Annotated in this window: 18 protein-coding genes; 17 read left to right on the top strand and 1 reads right to left on the bottom strand. The window is 50.4% G+C overall.

Annotated elements, in window-relative coordinates:
* The first annotated feature begins 6 nt into the window (after window positions 1-6).
* The 13 genes from XBJ1_RS08705 to XBJ1_RS08765 all read left to right on the top strand — a co-directional run bounded on the left by XBJ1_RS08705 (window position 7) and on the right by XBJ1_RS08765 (window position 9,716).
* Window positions 7-327 carry a phage head closure protein gene (locus XBJ1_RS08705; RefSeq protein ID WP_012988514.1) on the top strand — a complete coding sequence of 107 codons (321 nt, stop codon included), beginning with the start codon at window positions 7-9 and terminating at the stop codon, window positions 325-327.
* Window positions 324-767 carry an HK97-gp10 family putative phage morphogenesis protein gene (locus XBJ1_RS08710; RefSeq protein WP_012988515.1) on the top strand — a complete coding sequence of 148 codons (444 nt, stop codon included), beginning with the start codon at window positions 324-326 and terminating at the stop codon, window positions 765-767. The genes XBJ1_RS08705 and XBJ1_RS08710 overlap by 4 nt, the downstream gene beginning before the upstream one ends.
* On the top strand, window positions 764-1,099 hold the full coding sequence (locus XBJ1_RS08715; protein ID WP_012988516.1) for a DUF3168 domain-containing protein: 336 nt from the start codon (window positions 764-766) through the stop codon (window positions 1,097-1,099). The genes XBJ1_RS08710 and XBJ1_RS08715 overlap by 4 nt, the downstream gene beginning before the upstream one ends.
* Before the next feature lie 13 nt (window positions 1,100-1,112).
* Window positions 1,113-1,580 carry a phage tail tube protein gene (locus XBJ1_RS08720; protein WP_012987258.1) on the top strand — a complete coding sequence of 156 codons (468 nt, stop codon included), beginning with the start codon at window positions 1,113-1,115 and terminating at the stop codon, window positions 1,578-1,580.
* A gap of 2 nt (window positions 1,581-1,582) precedes the next feature.
* Window positions 1,583-1,960 (top strand): phage tail assembly chaperone, encoded by a 378-nt coding sequence (locus XBJ1_RS08725; RefSeq protein WP_012987257.1) that lies wholly within the window; start codon window positions 1,583-1,585, stop codon window positions 1,958-1,960.
* An 8-nt stretch (window positions 1,961-1,968) separates the two neighbouring features.
* Complete coding sequence (locus XBJ1_RS08730) at window positions 1,969-2,235, top strand: phage tail assembly protein T (RefSeq protein ID WP_012987256.1); 267 nt, start codon at window positions 1,969-1,971, stop codon at window positions 2,233-2,235.
* An 8-nt stretch (window positions 2,236-2,243) separates the two neighbouring features.
* Window positions 2,244-5,618: a tape measure protein gene (locus tag XBJ1_RS08735; RefSeq protein WP_012988517.1), complete on the top strand. Its 3,375-nt coding sequence runs from the start codon at window positions 2,244-2,246 to the stop codon at window positions 5,616-5,618.
* Window positions 5,618-5,950 (top strand): phage tail protein, encoded by a 333-nt coding sequence (locus XBJ1_RS08740; protein ID WP_012987254.1) that lies wholly within the window; start codon window positions 5,618-5,620, stop codon window positions 5,948-5,950. Before XBJ1_RS08735 ends, XBJ1_RS08740 begins: the two co-directional genes overlap by 1 nt.
* 6 nt (window positions 5,951-5,956) lie before the next feature.
* Entirely contained in the window at window positions 5,957-6,709 is a 753-nt protein-coding gene (locus tag XBJ1_RS08745; protein WP_419184850.1) for a phage minor tail protein L, read from the top strand.
* Window positions 6,710-6,711: 2 nt separating this feature from the next.
* Window positions 6,712-7,419 (top strand): C40 family peptidase, encoded by a 708-nt coding sequence (locus XBJ1_RS08750; protein ID WP_012988518.1) that lies wholly within the window; start codon window positions 6,712-6,714, stop codon window positions 7,417-7,419.
* A 72-nt stretch (window positions 7,420-7,491) separates the two neighbouring features.
* Window positions 7,492-7,875 (top strand): hypothetical protein, encoded by a 384-nt coding sequence (locus XBJ1_RS08755; RefSeq protein WP_143827652.1) that lies wholly within the window; start codon window positions 7,492-7,494, stop codon window positions 7,873-7,875.
* A gap of 121 nt (window positions 7,876-7,996) precedes the next feature.
* Window positions 7,997-8,635 (top strand): tail assembly protein, encoded by a 639-nt coding sequence (locus XBJ1_RS08760; RefSeq protein ID WP_012988520.1) that lies wholly within the window; start codon window positions 7,997-7,999, stop codon window positions 8,633-8,635.
* Between the two features lie 76 nt (window positions 8,636-8,711).
* Complete coding sequence (locus XBJ1_RS08765) at window positions 8,712-9,716, top strand: IS110 family transposase (protein WP_012987226.1); 1,005 nt, start codon at window positions 8,712-8,714, stop codon at window positions 9,714-9,716.
* Between the two features lie 25 nt (window positions 9,717-9,741).
* Here XBJ1_RS08765 and XBJ1_RS21890 read toward each other — a convergent pair whose 3' ends face one another.
* Window positions 9,742-9,948, bottom strand: coding sequence for a hypothetical protein (locus XBJ1_RS21890; protein ID WP_162467458.1), 207 nt, complete (start codon window positions 9,946-9,948; stop codon window positions 9,742-9,744).
* A 63-nt stretch (window positions 9,949-10,011) separates the two neighbouring features.
* On the opposite strand from XBJ1_RS21890, the gene XBJ1_RS08770 reads away from it, so the two are divergent.
* From XBJ1_RS08770 to XBJ1_RS22465, 4 genes are read left to right on the top strand one after another with little or no spacing between them, the layout of a single operon-like run.
* Window positions 10,012-13,200, top strand: coding sequence for a host specificity protein J (locus XBJ1_RS08770; RefSeq protein ID WP_012988521.1), 3,189 nt, complete (start codon window positions 10,012-10,014; stop codon window positions 13,198-13,200).
* A complete protein-coding gene (locus XBJ1_RS08775; protein ID WP_012987784.1) occupies window positions 13,197-13,496 on the top strand; it encodes a hypothetical protein in 300 nt (99 codons plus the stop codon). Before XBJ1_RS08770 ends, XBJ1_RS08775 begins: the two co-directional genes overlap by 4 nt.
* 8 nt (window positions 13,497-13,504) lie before the next feature.
* Entirely contained in the window at window positions 13,505-14,167 is a 663-nt protein-coding gene (locus XBJ1_RS08780; protein ID WP_012987785.1) for a hypothetical protein, read from the top strand.
* 50 nt (window positions 14,168-14,217) lie between these two features.
* Window positions 14,218-15,717 carry a hypothetical protein gene (locus tag XBJ1_RS22465; protein ID WP_012987786.1) on the top strand — a complete coding sequence of 500 codons (1,500 nt, stop codon included), beginning with the start codon at window positions 14,218-14,220 and terminating at the stop codon, window positions 15,715-15,717.
* The last annotated feature ends 88 nt before the right edge of the window (window positions 15,718-15,805 follow it).

Raw genomic sequence — 15,805 nt, forward strand, 5'->3', positions numbered from 1 at the left:
TGAACTATGAATATTGGCCGATTGCGTCACCGCATCGACATTCAGGGTATCCGCACCCGCCGAAGTCCATCTGGTGGCGTTGTCAACGAACGCTACACCGTGGCGACGGTCTGGGCGGAAGCGAAATTTATCAGCGGCCGCGAGTTGGTGGCGGCCAAGACGGTGCTGTCTGAAAGCCTCGTCCGGTTCTGGATACGTTACCGTGCTGATATCGATACCACCATGGCTGTTGTCTTTCAGGGCAAAACCTACGCGATTCAGGCGGCGATGCCGGACAACAAATTAACCTTGTTGGAATTACTCTGTCAGGAGGGTGTAAAGCAATGACGACCGTGGATTTTTCAGCACTTAAAGACCTGTCGCAGGATTTGGCGTTACTCAGCAAAGCCGAGAGCGACAAGGTGTTACGCCGTGGCACCTATGCCGGGGCGAAAGTCCTGCGCGATGAGACCCGCAGCCGCGCCCCCAAACGCACCGGTAAGCTCAAAAAGAACATTATGGCGACTAACCGTAAAAAGCAGCGTGACGGCTCAGTGTCTTCAGGTGTTTATGTGCGGGGATCGAATCAATCCGGCACCAACAGCGACCCCAAAATGAAGAAAAACGACCCCCGCAACGCCTACTACTGGCGCTTTCTGGAAAAAGGCACCTCAAAGATGGCCCCGAAGCCGTTCATTGATCCGGCCTTTGAATCCAAATCAGATGCCGCCGCCGATGCGGTATTTAATGCGGCGTTGAAAGCCATTGATGAGGTACTGGCAAAATGACAGACGGCGATTTGTTTACATTGTTAGATCCGGTACTGCCCGGTCGGGTGTTTCCCTATTTAATCCCGCAAACCGAAAGAAAAACCGCGGCGCCGTGGTGCGTATTTTCCACCTACAGTATCTACACCGATGTACTGAGCGGCCAGTCGGTCAAAATGACGCGGGTTCAGATTGATGCCTACGCGCCCGGGCTGGACGACGCCGACCGGATTTGTGGCGACGCCTTCAGTGCCATCAAAACATTGCAACCTTTTGAAGTAGAACGTGAGAACAGTTACGAAAATGACACGGGGCTGTATCGCGCGACCGTCGAATTTAAAATCTATTCCTAATCCCGGAGATAATATGGCTAAGTATGAAAAAACACTGGCGACCTCGCTGTCGGTTTCTGCTGAGGCAGCCAATGACGCAACCAGCACCCTGATAAAATGGGTGGCAATTGACACTTCCGTCAAAGAAATCAACTACACCGGCGGTCAAAAAAGTGACATTGAGGTCACTACGCTCGGTTCCCGTGAACAGGAGATGATTAACGGACTGGCGGCCCCGGCTGAAATTACCCTCTCCGGGCACTGGACGGCCGACGAGGAAGGGCAGGACATTTTGCGCCTCGCCTACAGCACCGACCAAGCCTATGCCTTCCGTGTCCAGTTCCCCAGCGGCAATGGCTATACCTTCTTGGCTGAGGTCAGGCAGGAATCATGGCAGGCTGCCGCCAATGGCATCGTCAGCGCCTCCTTCACCTTGCGCATGAAAGGCCGCCCGACACCGCTGGCGAAAAAACTGCAAACCAACACACAGGAAGGACAATAATCATGAATATTCGTCAACTGGCATTAACCCCGAAACTGGGCTTTCGCACCAAAACGGTAACCGTGACTGAGTGGGATAACGCCACCGTCACCCTGCGTGAACCGTCAGCTGGGGCATGGATCCGCTGGAATGAAGTGACCTCGCCAACAGACAAAGAAGGAACACTCTCCACGGCAGAAAAGGTGCTGCGCAATACCCGTGCCGATGTCGTGCTGTTTATCGATGTGCTGTGCGATGAACACGGTGAACCGGTCTTTACTCCGGACGATATGGAGGCCGTGATGGATATCTACGCCCCCGTGCATTCCCGCCTGTTACATCAGGCACTCAGTCTGGTGACCACCGGTGATGAAGCCGAAAAAAAGTCCGATCTCCATTAACCGGCTTTATGCTGACGCTGGCCCTGCGCCTCGGTAAAACCCTGTCCGAATTGCAGGGCGGGTTAAGTGCCAGCGAACTGATGCTGTGGCTGGCCTACGACCGTGAAAACCCCCTCAGCGACCGTCGGGGTGACATTCAGGCCGCGCAAATTGCCTCCGCGGTTTATCAGTCACAGGGTGTCAAAGTCGGGCTGAGCGAGGCGCTGCTGCAATGGGGTAATCCCGATGAGGAAAGCGGCGACGACTTCGAAAACTTCTTTGCTAATCTCACATAGGTGACACTGTGGCAAAACTGCGTGAACTGATTATCAAAATCTCGGCCAATTCCAGCTCGTATCAGGCGGAAATTGCCCGGGCTGCCCGGCTGGGAGAAAATTACCACCGGGTGATGGAAAATGGCAACCGGGGTGCGGCGGCGGCGGCGCGTGGCAGCCGTGCCGCCCTGCGTGACCTGAACAGCCAGCTGGTTTCAGTGAAAGACTCTGCCGTCGGGATGGCGGGCGCGTTTGCCGGCATCTTCGCCACCAGTAAACTGATTGAAACCGCCGACAAATGGACAAACCTCAATTCCCGCTTGAAACTGGCGACGGCGTCCAGTATCGATTTAGCCAATAGCCAGCGGTTATTGATGGAGATGAGTCAAAAAACCGGAACATCATTCGAGGCCAATGCCACGGTCTTTGCCCGTGCGGCTGCCCCGATGCGGGCACTCCAATATGCCTCACAAGACATTGTTAATATGACGGAAGCGCTATCGACGGGGTTGAGAATATCAGGCGCGAATGCTTCAGAATCCAGTTCGGTGCTGGTCCAATTTTCACAAGCCATGTCGTCCGGTGTCCTGCGGGGTGAAGAATTTAACGCGATGGCGGAGAACGGCAGTCGAATCATTCAGGCACTGGCTGACGGTATGGGCGTCGCCAGAACCCAATTAAAAGGCATGGCGAACGACGGCCTGTTGACGATGGATAAAGTCATTCCCGCTTTACTGAGCCAACTGGAGAAACTGAAAGCAGAAGGCCTTTCAATGGGGGCGACGGTTGAAAAATCCCTGATGCGCGTACAAAACGCCTTCATGGAATGGATCGGTGGGGCGAATGAAGCCACGGGTACTACCCGCGTTCTCGCCGGGGTACTGGATGACCTGTCTAAAAATATTAACGACGTCGCTGCGGCGGGCGCAGTGGCAGTCGGTCTGTTCGGGGCGCGGGCGCTGGGTAACAGGGTATCAGCGATTGGGGCATCAACCTCTGCGTTGATCCAGAATTCCCGCGCCGAAATTAATAACGCGGATCAAGCTTACCGTAATTCTCAGGTTCAGGTTGCCTCAGCGAGAGCCAGCGCTTATCAGGCACAACAAAACGTTATCGCCGCGCGTTCACGCCTGCTTCAGACGACAAACACACAGACCTTCGCCGCCGCAGAAGCGAGACTGAACCGGACACTGGTCGCAGAAGCGGCAGCGCAGGCCAGAGTGACACAAAGCATCAATGCAAGAGCCGCCGCACAAGCGCGACTCAATGCGGTCACCTCGCTCGGTTCAAGAATGGGCGGTGCACTGCTCGGCGCTGTCGGTGGACTGCCGGGGATACTGATTATGGCCGCCGGTGCAGCCTACCTGCTGTACCAAAACCAAAAGCAGGCCAAAGAAGAAGCCCGGGCGCACGCGAAAGAGGCGACAAAAATCAAGGAAGAACTGAGCAAGATGGATCCTGTTCAACTCAGGGACACCAAGAATCAGTTAAAAGAAGATCTTGCCGTGGCTAAAGAGGATGTGGAAAAGTTCAGGAAGGAGATGAATAAAAACCAAATCAGCCTCAATCTTTTCATGAAGGATAAAAGCAACGGTAAAAATACTGACATCAAGATCACCGAGTTCAGCACTAAACTTTCAGAAAGCCGTTCGGCGTATGAAGCTGCCCTGAAAACGGTCGGTGAAATCACGTCTGCCCTCACGAGTCTGGGTGACCAACAAACAATCAATGGGGAGAAAGAGAAAAGGTTCATCACAGCGATTAACGAAATGCGCAAAACCGGCAATGTGACGCTGGCGCTGCAAAATCAAAAGCTGGAGCTTACTGTCAGTCTTCTGGAACGGATCAAAAACTTAGGGATTGATGTGTCGGGTATCCATGTTCCCGTGCCGGTAGTGAAATTCGAGCCAAACGACAAAATAAAGTCGTTACTGAAAGACCAGGAAAGGGAAATTGATCTTTCTAAAAGGAAGGGATTAGATAAAGTCAGGCGTGAGGCGTATTACAAAGCCGTTGATGGGGGGTTGAATCCGGATGATAGGCAACAAAAGCCCTATGTGAATCAGGTCATTAATAACGCGGCTCAGGTATACCAAAATGCCGAAGCCCTACGTAAGCAGGACGAAGCCGCCCGAAAAGCTCAAAGCGAGGCAGAAAGTGCCACACGGAAAGCCGCCAAAACCGCAGAAGATTACACGAATAAAGTGGCCGAACTGAATACGCAACTGGCCACCGAAGCGATCCGCTATAAAGAGGGCAATGCTGCCGCCGAGCTATTCGCCAATTCTCAAAATAACGTCAGTAAGTTTACTCAGGAACAGAACAACCACCTGAACCAGCTTAACAAGCGACTGGAGGAAACCAAGCAGCGTTATCAGGACTTACAGGCTGCTATCGAAGCGGATCCATTCCGTAATGTTGCTAAAAGAACCCAAGAAGCGACAGAGCAACTGGAGCGGCAGAAGAACAATGGTCAAATTGAGTCACCCGCCGAATACACCTATCGAAAAGGGGATATCTGGAAAGACGAGGTTAGAGGCAATGCGGACGCCAGACAGCAGTATGCCGTTTCCGCCAGAGATAACTTACGGGGCGAAGTTGACCCAATACAGGATCTGGAAAACCAACTTGAACGCAAAAAGGCGCTTTATCAGTCCTATGCTGACGCAACTGTTATCAGTGAACAGCGTAAGAATGAACTAATTGCGGCCGCCGAAACGGAAAACAACACGAAACGCATTGAAGCGGCGAAACAGTTATTTGCTGCCCAAAGTACCTATCACGCAATCGCAGTCAACCTGTTTGATACTGTCAGCGAACGCATGGGCAACATGATTACGGGGCTGCTAACCGGAACTAAATCGCTCAAAGAAGGCATTTCTGAAATGTTCGCTTCAATGGCACAGAGCGTCGTTCAGAGTTTAATGAAAATTGCTGCGAATAAGGCATTTGAAATGCTGGCCTCTTCATTCGGTGGCGGTGCGGGTGGGGCGTTCAACGGCTTCATGTCTACGTTCGTCAAGAATGCCAAAGGCGGTGTTTATAATTCTCCCAGCCTGAGTAGCTACAGCGGTCAGATAGTCAATAGTCCGACATTGTTTGCGTTTGCGAAAGGGGCGGGACTGATGGGTGAAGCGGGGCCGGAAGCCATCATGCCGCTGACCCGTAGTGCCGATGGCTCTCTGGGTGTGCGTGCTATTTCCCCAAAGGGCTTGGGTGATCAAGGGGGCACCAATATCAATGTCTACATCACGGACGGGAAAACTGAAAGTTCATCATCGAAAGGCGATAATGACGCCTTCGGGCGTCGTTTTGCTCAGGCTGTTGCTCAGGTCTACTACGCTGAACGCGACCGGGATTTGCGGCAGGGTGGTGCCATCAACAAAGCGATAAGGGCGAAATAATGGAAATATTCACATGGCTGCCGCGCGTGAATGCCAGTTCCAATGTTGAATTTGCTATCCGAAAAGCGAAATTCGGTGACGGTTATGAACAGGTCTCTGGTGCGGGGATTAACCCCAAGTCGATGAGATGGACATTGGATTTTGTCGGTAATGAAAAACACATTACTGAGATTATCGCCTTTCTTGACCGGCATGAAGGGCATAAGTCATTTATCTGGACGCCCCCGCTGGCGAGCAAGGGGCTGTTTCGGTGCGAGAGCTATAAGTATCAGGCCATTGATTACAAAACCTATGCCCTGTCAACTGAATTCATTGAGGCGCACGCGCCATAGAGGACAATCATGTTTACTGCTGACGTACAAAAGCTGGACGCCGGAAATACCGTCCGGCTCTACGAGATTGACGGGACAAAATTCGGTGCCGATGTGCTTCGTTTTCATGCGTATGGTATGCCTGTGACGCCCGAAGAAATTGACACCGCCGAGGAGACAGGTAGTCAGCCGCAGCCGAAGTCCCTTTGGTGGCAGGGGCAGGAATATAAACCGTGGCCTGTTCAGATAGAGGGACTGGACATGTCCACGGATGGACAGGCTGCCCGCCCTCGCTTATCTGTTGCGAATATTGAGGGAACGGTCACCGCGCTATGTCTGCAATTTGATGACATGGTACAAGCGAAAGTCGCTATCCATGATACATTTGTTCATTATCTGGATGCGAAAAATTTCCCGCAGGGTAACCCTACCGCTGATCCGCAACAAGAGCGGCAGCTCATGTTTTACATCAACAGAAAAACATCTGAAACCGATAAGACTGTGGTTTTTGAATTAGCCAGCCCGGCGTCACTGGATGGCCTGATTATTCCCACCCGGCAAATTCACGGCGTATGCACATGGTGTGCCCGTGGCTGGTATCGGACAGGGAAAGGTTGCGACTACGCCGGAACAAACTATTTTGATATTGACAACAACCCGACCGATGATCCGAGCAAAGACCGATGCCCCGGCACCGTCATTGCGTGTAAGTTGCGTTACGGTGAAGATAATGAGCTATCATTTGGTGGGTTTCCGGCCTCGTCCCTTATCAGGAGATAGCCATGAATGATAAGACATTAACGGCCATATTTGAACACGCTAAACAGATGCATCCCAATGAATGTTGTGGGGTGATTGCCCAGAAAAGCCGCGTAGAAAAATACTTTCCCTGCAAAAATTTAGCCCCTAATCCCGCCGAACAATTCCAGCTAGACCCCGGTGATTATTTAGCCGCATCAATCTGGGGAACTATTACCGGTATTGTTCATAGTCACCCGGACGCAACTACTATGCCCAGTGATTTAGATGAGGCACAATGTGATTTTACTGAATTGCCGTGGCACATTGTGAGCTACCCAGAGGGTGATTTCAGGACAATCTATCCGCGCGGTGAATTGCCGCTACTCGGTCGCCCGTTTGTGTTGGGTGTCTATGATTGCTATGGTCTCATTATGAGCTATTACCGCCAACAATGCGGTGTTGAACTGAATGACTATCGGGTTAATTATCATTGGTGGGAGCAAGGTGAAAACCTTTACATAGAGAATTTTGAGAATGCCGGTTTTGTTGAAGTCACAGGCGACCCGCAGACGGGCGATGTAATCATTATGCAGGTTCAAGCGGATGTGCCCAATCATGCCGGTGTTTTGTTAGAGGGTAATTTATTACTCCATCACCTCTACGGACAGTTAAGCCAGAAAGTGCCTTATGGGGGGTATTGGAAAGACAGAACTGTGAAAACGCTGCGTTATAATCAATTGAATAAATAAGTGTTCATAATTAGTATGAAAGCTAGGTGCCGCATAAAAGAAAATTAATCCTGAAAAAATAAAGGAATAAGTGTGAATAGAATATTAATTATCATGATCTGTGGATTATTACTCTCAGCGTGCAAGCCTACAGAAAAAGATTTCATTAATATAGGTGAATCTCTTGTTAGAGATAGTCTAAATGATCCAGACAGTGCGAAATTTGATTCATTCTATCACTCATCAGATAAGATATTTACTCCGATCGGCCGTCCATCAGGTGAACTAGATGGTTATGTTTGTGGGAGAGTTAATACTAAAAACACATACGGTGGGTACACAGGTGGAAAACCATATTATGTACATATTGAAACTAAAGATGGAAAGCTAAAGAAGCATGGACCTATAGTTATAGTAAGTGATGATGACCAAAACAATTTATTAAATTTTAGATTAGTGTGTCCCAAAGGTGGTTGAATCAGAAGCTAACTAACGCAGGATATAGAAAGACGGAGCTATGAAGACCTGCTGATTGAACAAATTACATAAATAATCGTCCATACTAACCCGCTTCGGCGGGTTTTTTTATGAGGTCACTATGGCTTATACAGATCCCCCTTTACGCACAATCCACTTACACGGCGTCCTTGCTACCAAGTTCGGCGCGACATTTGACTATGCCGTCAGAGATGCCCCCCATGCTATCCGGGCTATGAGTAGGCTGGTTGCAGGTTTTGAGGCATTCATGATCCATGCTCACCAGCAGGGTTTTACTTTTTCGGTCATTGTGGGTGGCAGAAGTTACCACAAAGGCGAACTGGACATGACCAAGGGTAATGGTGATATCCATATACTGCCTGTCATCACCGGCAGCAAACGCGGTGGATTGTTTCAAACGATTTTAGGGGTAGCGCTGATTGCGGTTGCATGGTGGAATCCATTGGGCTGGGCTGCCTCGACCGCATTGTTTGTCGGGGCGTCAGGGGCATCAATGGCAATGGGCGGCGTTTCTCAAATGCTGGCACCTCAGCCGCCGAGGCTGGGGATGCGGGAATCCCCCGACAATAAACCCAGTTATGCTTTCGGTGGTGCCGTCAATACCATCGCACAAGGGAACCCTGTGCCTCTTCTGTATGGTTCGCGCGAGATAGGCGGGGCGATTATCTCAGCGGGTGTTTACACCGAAGACCAGTATCAGACTGAGCAAATAGAAAACCAACGCAAACACAGCCGCTAAATGCGGTTAATGAGATGGTCCCCACCACCCTGTGAGCGGTATGCTGGCAGGGTGTTTCTTTCAGGAGAAGACCATCATGCAAAACGTTACGCTTATTGGTATTGATCTCGGCAAACATTCTTTCCACGTTCACTGTCAGGACAAATCAGGAAAGGCCCTGCTGCGTAAAAAATTTACCCGCGCCAGACTGATGGAGTTTTTAGCGGGATCGCCATCAGCGACTGTTGTAATGGAAGCCTGCGCCGGTGCTCACTTTATGGCTCGCCGGATCGCTGCTTTTGGTCACGAAGCGAAGCTGATTTCTCCACAATTTGTTCGTCCTTTTGTAAAGAGCAACAAGAACGATTTTGTGGATGCTGAAGCCATATGCGAAGCTGCATCTCGTCCCTCCATGCGATTTGTGCAACCACGAACAGAGGCGCAACAAGCTATGCGCGCCCTGCATCGGGTCAGAGAATCACTGGTCAGAGACAGGGTTAAAACCACTAATCAGATGCACGCTTTTTTACTGGAATTTGGCATCAGTATGCCGATCGGAACCGCCGTGATAAAAAGACTTTCAACCGTCTTGGCAGAGAACGAACTTCCTCCCTATCTGGCACAGTTGCTGATGCGCTTACATGCCCATTATCTTTATCTTGTCGAACAGCTCACCGAGCTTGAGACGGCACTGGAGCAGGAGCTGAGACGTGATGAAACAGGACAGCGTCTTCAGACAATACCGGGCGTGGGTCCGATAACTGCCAGCGTCTTATCATCGCAGCTGGGCGATGGTAAGCAGTATGGCTGTAGCCGGGATTTTGCTGCTTCAACCGGTCTGGTACCACGCCAGTACAGCACGGGTGGCAAAAATACGCTTTTAGGGATAAGTAAACGCGGAGACAAAAATCTGCGACGGTTACTTGTCCAGTGCGCCAGAGTCTTTATCCAGAGAATCGATTATCAGTCAGGAAGGCTGGCTGAATGGGTAAAGGCTCAGCTTGAGCGAAAACACTCAAATGTTGTGGCCTGTGCGCTGGCCAACAAATTAGCCCGGATAGCCTGGGCAATCACAACACGGCAAACTGTGTTCGAAAGGTAACGACGACGCCAGTCTGACTGGCAGGTTAATCGTTAATTAAAGCAGTTCCCAATCTGGTTTTGCGAAGACTGATTATTGATGACATGAACGGCTTATCGACCTGATGGAATCCTGACATAAAAAATGGCTCTCTGAAGCCGTGCGGTTTTTTAGGCTTATCAGGTGCGGAACTCATCGAGGCGCGGGCATCCCTGCCCATAGTGACGCCGGATAGATTTAAGCAAGCCAACATCAATCAAAAATCAGTGTTGCAAAAAAGGTGGGGACCATAGATTTTTTATTTCAGAGGCGAACAATGACATTGCATATTATCGAGGGCGCCAAAGGCGGCGGGGGCGGCGGACATACACCTTATGAAATGCCCGATAACATTCAATCGACGGCCACGGCTAAAATTCTGGTGGCCTTGGGTGAGGGTGAGTTCGTCAATGATCTGACGGCAAAAGATATCTATCTGGACGGCACACCCTTGCAGAACGACAACGGAACCATGAATTTTGCAGGCGTGAAATGGGAATTTCGCCCCGGTACCCAGCATCAGAACTATATCAAAGGCATGAGCGCGGCTGAAAATGAAATCCGTCTGGGTACAGAAATAAAAACCGCTGTGCCCTGGACAAAATACATTTCCAACACCAAGTTATCGGCCGTCCGTGTCCGTCTCGGCTGGCCTACGTTGAGAATGCAAAAAGAAAATGGTGACACGGTGGGCTTTCGCGTTGATTATGCCATTGAATTATCCACCGATGGCGGCAGCTATCAGGCTGTGTTTGATACCCATATTGACGCCAAAACAACCACCCTGTATGAACGCTCATACCGCATTAATCTGCCTGATACCAAAACGGGCTGGACGGTTCGTGTTGTCAGAAAAACACCAGACAGCACCAGCGAGCGGATCAACGATAAAATGAATATCATGGCGTTTACCGAAATTATCGACGCCAAATTACGCTACCCGAATACCGCGCTGCTGTACGTTGAATTTGACGCCCGGTTATTCAATGGCAATACCCCGCTGATTTCCTGTAAGCCCAAGGGGCGCATTATTCGCGTACCCGCCAATTACGACCCGGTTAACCGCACGTACAGTGGCATCTGGAACTTAACCTTCAAATGGGCGCACAGTAATAACCCGGCGTGGGTACTGTACGATATACTGCTAAACGATTTATGCGGCCTTGGCGACAAAATCGACCGCACGCAAATTGATGAAATCGAACTGTATCGCGTGGCGCAGTATTGCGATCAACTGGTCCCTGATGGCAAAGGCGGTGGTGGCATGGAACCGCGCTTTACCTGCGATGTTTACATACAATCACGCGAAGAGGCACATAAAGTGCTGACCGATATTGGCGCCATATTCCGGGGTTCAGTTCACTGGGGGGCTAATCAGTTCGTGGCAGCGGCGGATATGCCGGATGACATTAAATATATCTTCACTCAGGCCAGCGTTATCAATGGCGACTTTGTTTACAGCGGCGGCGGCGAACGTAACCGTAGCACGGTTGCCATGGTGAGCTGGTCAAATCCAAACAATCATTACAATGATGAAGTTGAAGTTGTTTCAGACGATAATTTAATCCGACGTTATGGTATCAACCAGATTGATATTTCCGCTATCGGCTGCACCCGTCAGAGTGAGGCGCAACGCCGGGGAAAATGGGCAATCCTGACCAACTCACGCGATGGCATGATTTCATTTCGTGTAGGGCTGGATGGTCAAATCCCGATGCCCGGTCATATTATTGGCGTGGCACATAAAAACCGAGCCGGGCGCACTATCGGTGGTCGCATTCAGTCGGTGAACGATCGCAATATCACACTGGACAGAAAACCTGATGTGAAGGCGGGTGATCGTCTATTGGTTAATTTACCGACAGGAAAATCAGAAGGCCGGACGGTTCAGGCCGTCAATGGTCACATTGTTACCGTGACGACGACTTATAGTGAATCACCTGTATCCGGTGCTGGCTGGGCGGTGGATGCCCATGATTTATTTATTCAGCAATATCGCGTTGTCGGCATCAAAGATAACAATGATGGTACATTCGAAATCAACGGCCTGTATCACGATCCCGATAAATACGACCGTATCGACACGGGCGCCAGAATCGACGAACGGCCTATTTCCATTATTCCGGCAAGCGTCCAGCAGCCGCCGAATTCAATCAGGATTGAGAGTTTTTCGTTTGTTCAGCAAGGCATTTCCACCACTACCGTGCGGATTGCATGGGAGAAAGCGGAAGGGGCGGCGGCCTATGTGGGAGAGTGGCGCCGGGATAGCGGGAACTGGATTTCTATTCCCCGTACCGCGTCATTGGGTTTTGAAATACCTAATGCGTACTCCGGCAGATATCAGGCCCGTATCAAAGCCATCAACTCCTTTGATATTCCCAGCTTATTTATCTCCTCTGAAGAGGTCAATATCGTTGGAAAACAAGGCAACCCTCCGGCACCGCTGGGATTCAGAACAACCCCAATTATCTTCGGTATCCAGATTGACTGGGGTTTTGCGCCCCAGACCGACGACACACTGAAAACTGAAATCCAGTACAGCAGGACGAATGACGGTGAGGGTTTACTGTTGCTGGCCGATATTCCCTATCCCCAGCGAATGCACACGATGCAGGGGCTGGCGGCAGGCGTTGCATTTTATTTCCGTGCGCGTCTGGTGGATAAATCCGGCAATCAATCCCCGTGGACGGCGTTCATTCGTGGGGAGTCGTCTTCGGATACGAACTGGATCATTGATGCAGCCGGTAAGGAATTTCTTTCCAACAAAGCAGGACAACGGTTGCAGTCTCAAATGGACTTTAACTCCGAAGCCATCATGGAGAACGCCGCATTGACAGGGGCAGTTGTTCAGCGACAGTTGCAAGTAAACGGCAATATGCGAGCCGAAATACTGGAAGTCAAAACCACGCAGGTGACCGACCGGGAAGCCTTTGCGGAGAAGATGGAAAAGGTGCAGGCCGATGTCGGGGAGAATGCGGCGGCTGTAAAGACAAAGGCGACAGTGGTCTTTGATATTGACGGTAACGGCTATGCCCTCAAAGAGATTGAAGCCGGGGTGAAGTACAAAGGCCAGCTCTATAAAGCCGGGATGGTGATAGGGGCTGAGGTGAAGAATGGCGAAGTGCATACCAATATCGGCTTTAACGCTAACAACTTCGTCTGGTTCAATCCGGCCAGCGGCAAGATGGAACCCTTTATGGCGGCTAAGAACGGGCAGCTTTTTATTCGGCAGGCGTTTATTGATCAGGCCTTAATGCGGGAGGCTATCCTGTCTGATGCCATCAGATCTAAAAATTACGTGCAGTATCAGGCGGGCTTTTTGATTAATGCGGCGACCGGCGCTTTTGAATTTAACGACATGCGGGTTCGGGCGGGATTGCGTTGGGCAAACGGGGCGATAGCCTGCTATGACCCCAGCGGACGGGTTCGGGCGGCCATGGGCTATATAGGACAATTTCGACGATGAGTGATTACGGGTTTGGGGTCTGGGATGAACAGGGGCGGCAGCGTAATACCGGCATTCGCCCCTTTCTTTATGCTGGCTTTATGAAGCTGGAGAGCGGGCAGACGACAGGTGCGCTCACTGTCCCCCGGGAGCCGATGAATGAAGGATTGCGGCTTTCTTATGTCTTTCTTTGTACTGACCGGGGATACCAGGTAGATAAAAAACGTCAATTTTTGGTAAAGGATAATCAAATCATCATTTCGGATGGCAACGACGACGCCGTTGAGGGATGGCTGATTGCTTACTACACTGCGTGAGGTGATATATGGATTGGGGTGCATTTTTAACAACGGGTAACGGTGTTCCGTGGTGGACACCCAAAACGACCCCCCTTTCTTTTGTGAGAAAAGAATCGGTCTGGACTGACAGATACGTGAAGCGGATAGAAACGGGTATCAGCACGAAACAACCCTGCATGGCGTTTATGTGTGCTCACACCAGCAATGTCTGGTATGCACCTTATGGGGTCATGTTCGGGGGCGGTTCGGAATGGGGTATTGAGATAACCCGGGGCGAGAGTGGCACTGAGACTTCGATCTTGTGTGAGATTTATCTGTTCACTCTGGTTTATCCCCAGCCTGTCCCGGATTGGGGAATTGCTGTCTGGGACGAAGCAGGAAAATGTGTCATTACCAGCGATACAAGGCCTTTGAGTATCGAAGGGGAACTCAGTTCCCACAGCAGCAAAGAAACTGTGGTGCAAGGGAAAAAAGGCATATTAATGCAGAAAACGGGTTGGATACTGTCCAAATATGATACGCCCGATGATACACGAACCCGGGATAACGAAACTTCATTTTCCACTGCGTTTGATGGACACAATACCCGGCTAATGGCGCGCGTGGCAGACGGTGAGACGAACTGGATTATCAGTGAACGAACATGGAACCTGACCAGCCCTTATATTGATTGCACGCTCTACGATTAACCGAACCGCGTAACTGCGTTTTTTTTGCATCCTATTTTCAGGAAATTATTATGATCTACTCAGACGGCACAACAAATATCGTGTCAGGCTCGGCTATTGTCCGGGGAACGGGCACCCAATGGAAATCCAATATTAACGGCATTGCCGCAGGCCAGATTATCTCCATTCAATCCGGTAATACGGTGATTCAGAATGTCATCCGGTCGGTGAATTCAGACACGGAACTGGTGCTGGCCTTTGCACCCTCGGTCAACCTTGATAATGCAAACTATGTTATCTCAACCACCGTTCCCGATACGGTTTCCGATGGTGTCCGGCATATATGCGCCATTAACGCCTATATCATCTTGTTCCTGCAAAACATGGACCGGTGGATGAGTGAAAGCGGCAAGGTCGAAGTGGAGATGCCGAACGGGCAGAAAGTCACGCTGGACTCCATCCGGGCATTGCAGACGGCGGTGGAAGGGAAACTGGTTAAGGAGCAGAACGGGGCAGATATTCCGAATAAGCCGGAGTTTGTGAAAAACCTGGGTTTAGCGGGAACGTTGAAAGTGGGGGATTTCGGTGTGGGCGCAACGCCATCAACAGCGAAGACCTTTACGGATGCAAATACGTTGGCTGAGGCTGGCTGGTATGCAGGAGGGGGCAGTAGTGCAAAAAACTTCTGGAACGAATACGCCCCCATTATGGCCATGACTCGTGGTGGCGGTATGGATAACACAGGAATGATCGCACAAATTCAGGTGGATGATACAGGGTTGGCTAGTCGTTATCGGAGTGGTAATCAGTGGACAAAATGGAAATCATATGTTTCCGCAACCAGTGAATATTTATCTGGGTTTAACAAAATCAAAACAATAGGATTTTTTAACAGCAATGCCAATTCATCTGTTTCATGGACAGATTCGTATACACAGATAGCAGTATCTTTATTCAGTGATGATGAATTCAATATCATTATTGGTGGCGATTTAGGCTCCGTCCCCCTGTATTATAGGCGAAGACGCTATGGCAAATGGGATGATAAAATTGAGTTTATTACGACCAAAAACACGACCTTTGACGGTAGCGGTTATCTCAAGAAAGCCTCCCCCATCATCCAAATCTACCCCGATGGCACCTTTACCACTAACGACGAATCCGAAGGGGCGACAGTCACCAGACTCGGCCTCGGTCACTACAAACTATCCGGCATCCTTGGCTATAACTCAGACGGTGCATGGGGTGTTCATGGCGGTATCAGCGTTCCCCGTGACGTCAATGGCAATGAGTTAGTGTATGTTGATGATAAAGTGCTGCCGGATGGGGCTATTGAAATCAAAGTCACACACAGACAGAACGCGCATATGCCTGCCCGATTACAGAACAGGCGCATGAAGTCAGTGGATGAGCCGGCTTATTACACGGATGATGAACCCTGTGATTTACCAGCCGGCACCCGATTAGACGTCCGCGTCCAGATGCCGGAGGATTCTATCTGGAACCAGAAACAGGTATTGGCATCTGATCCTCAGCAGGAGTACGGCGTCACGTCAGCCGTCAATAAATAGCCAATAGGGGAGATTAGCGGGTAGTTGGGTGGATTGGGGAAATTGTGGGCGGTAAACTGGTGGGTGGGCTTGGTGTGGGATTTGAGAT

The organism is Xenorhabdus bovienii SS-2004 (assembly GCF_000027225.1).
GTDB classification, from domain to species: Bacteria; Pseudomonadota; Gammaproteobacteria; order Enterobacterales; family Enterobacteriaceae; genus Xenorhabdus; species Xenorhabdus bovienii_C.

Coding starts and splice junctions, on each gene's coding strand:
- XBJ1_RS08705 (WP_012988514.1), top strand. CDS start 7: ATGAATATTGGCCGATTGCGTCACCGCATCGACATTCAGGGTATCCGC.
- XBJ1_RS08710 (WP_012988515.1), top strand. CDS start 324: ATGACGACCGTGGATTTTTCAGCACTTAAAGACCTGTCGCAGGATTTG.
- XBJ1_RS08715 (WP_012988516.1), top strand. CDS start 764: ATGACAGACGGCGATTTGTTTACATTGTTAGATCCGGTACTGCCCGGT.
- XBJ1_RS08720 (WP_012987258.1), top strand. CDS start 1,113: ATGGCTAAGTATGAAAAAACACTGGCGACCTCGCTGTCGGTTTCTGCT.
- XBJ1_RS08725 (WP_012987257.1), top strand. CDS start 1,583: ATGAATATTCGTCAACTGGCATTAACCCCGAAACTGGGCTTTCGCACC.
- XBJ1_RS08730 (WP_012987256.1), top strand. CDS start 1,969: ATGCTGACGCTGGCCCTGCGCCTCGGTAAAACCCTGTCCGAATTGCAG.
- XBJ1_RS08740 (WP_012987254.1), top strand. CDS start 5,618: ATGGAAATATTCACATGGCTGCCGCGCGTGAATGCCAGTTCCAATGTT.
- XBJ1_RS08750 (WP_012988518.1), top strand. CDS start 6,712: ATGAATGATAAGACATTAACGGCCATATTTGAACACGCTAAACAGATG.
- XBJ1_RS08760 (WP_012988520.1), top strand. CDS start 7,997: ATGGCTTATACAGATCCCCCTTTACGCACAATCCACTTACACGGCGTC.
- XBJ1_RS08765 (WP_012987226.1), top strand. CDS start 8,712: ATGCAAAACGTTACGCTTATTGGTATTGATCTCGGCAAACATTCTTTC.
- XBJ1_RS21890 (WP_162467458.1), bottom strand. CDS start 9,948: ATGTTGGCTTGCTTAAATCTATCCGGCGTCACTATGGGCAGGGATGCC.
- XBJ1_RS08770 (WP_012988521.1), top strand. CDS start 10,012: ATGACATTGCATATTATCGAGGGCGCCAAAGGCGGCGGGGGCGGCGGA.
- XBJ1_RS08775 (WP_012987784.1), top strand. CDS start 13,197: ATGAGTGATTACGGGTTTGGGGTCTGGGATGAACAGGGGCGGCAGCGT.
- XBJ1_RS08780 (WP_012987785.1), top strand. CDS start 13,505: ATGGATTGGGGTGCATTTTTAACAACGGGTAACGGTGTTCCGTGGTGG.
- XBJ1_RS22465 (WP_012987786.1), top strand. CDS start 14,218: ATGATCTACTCAGACGGCACAACAAATATCGTGTCAGGCTCGGCTATT.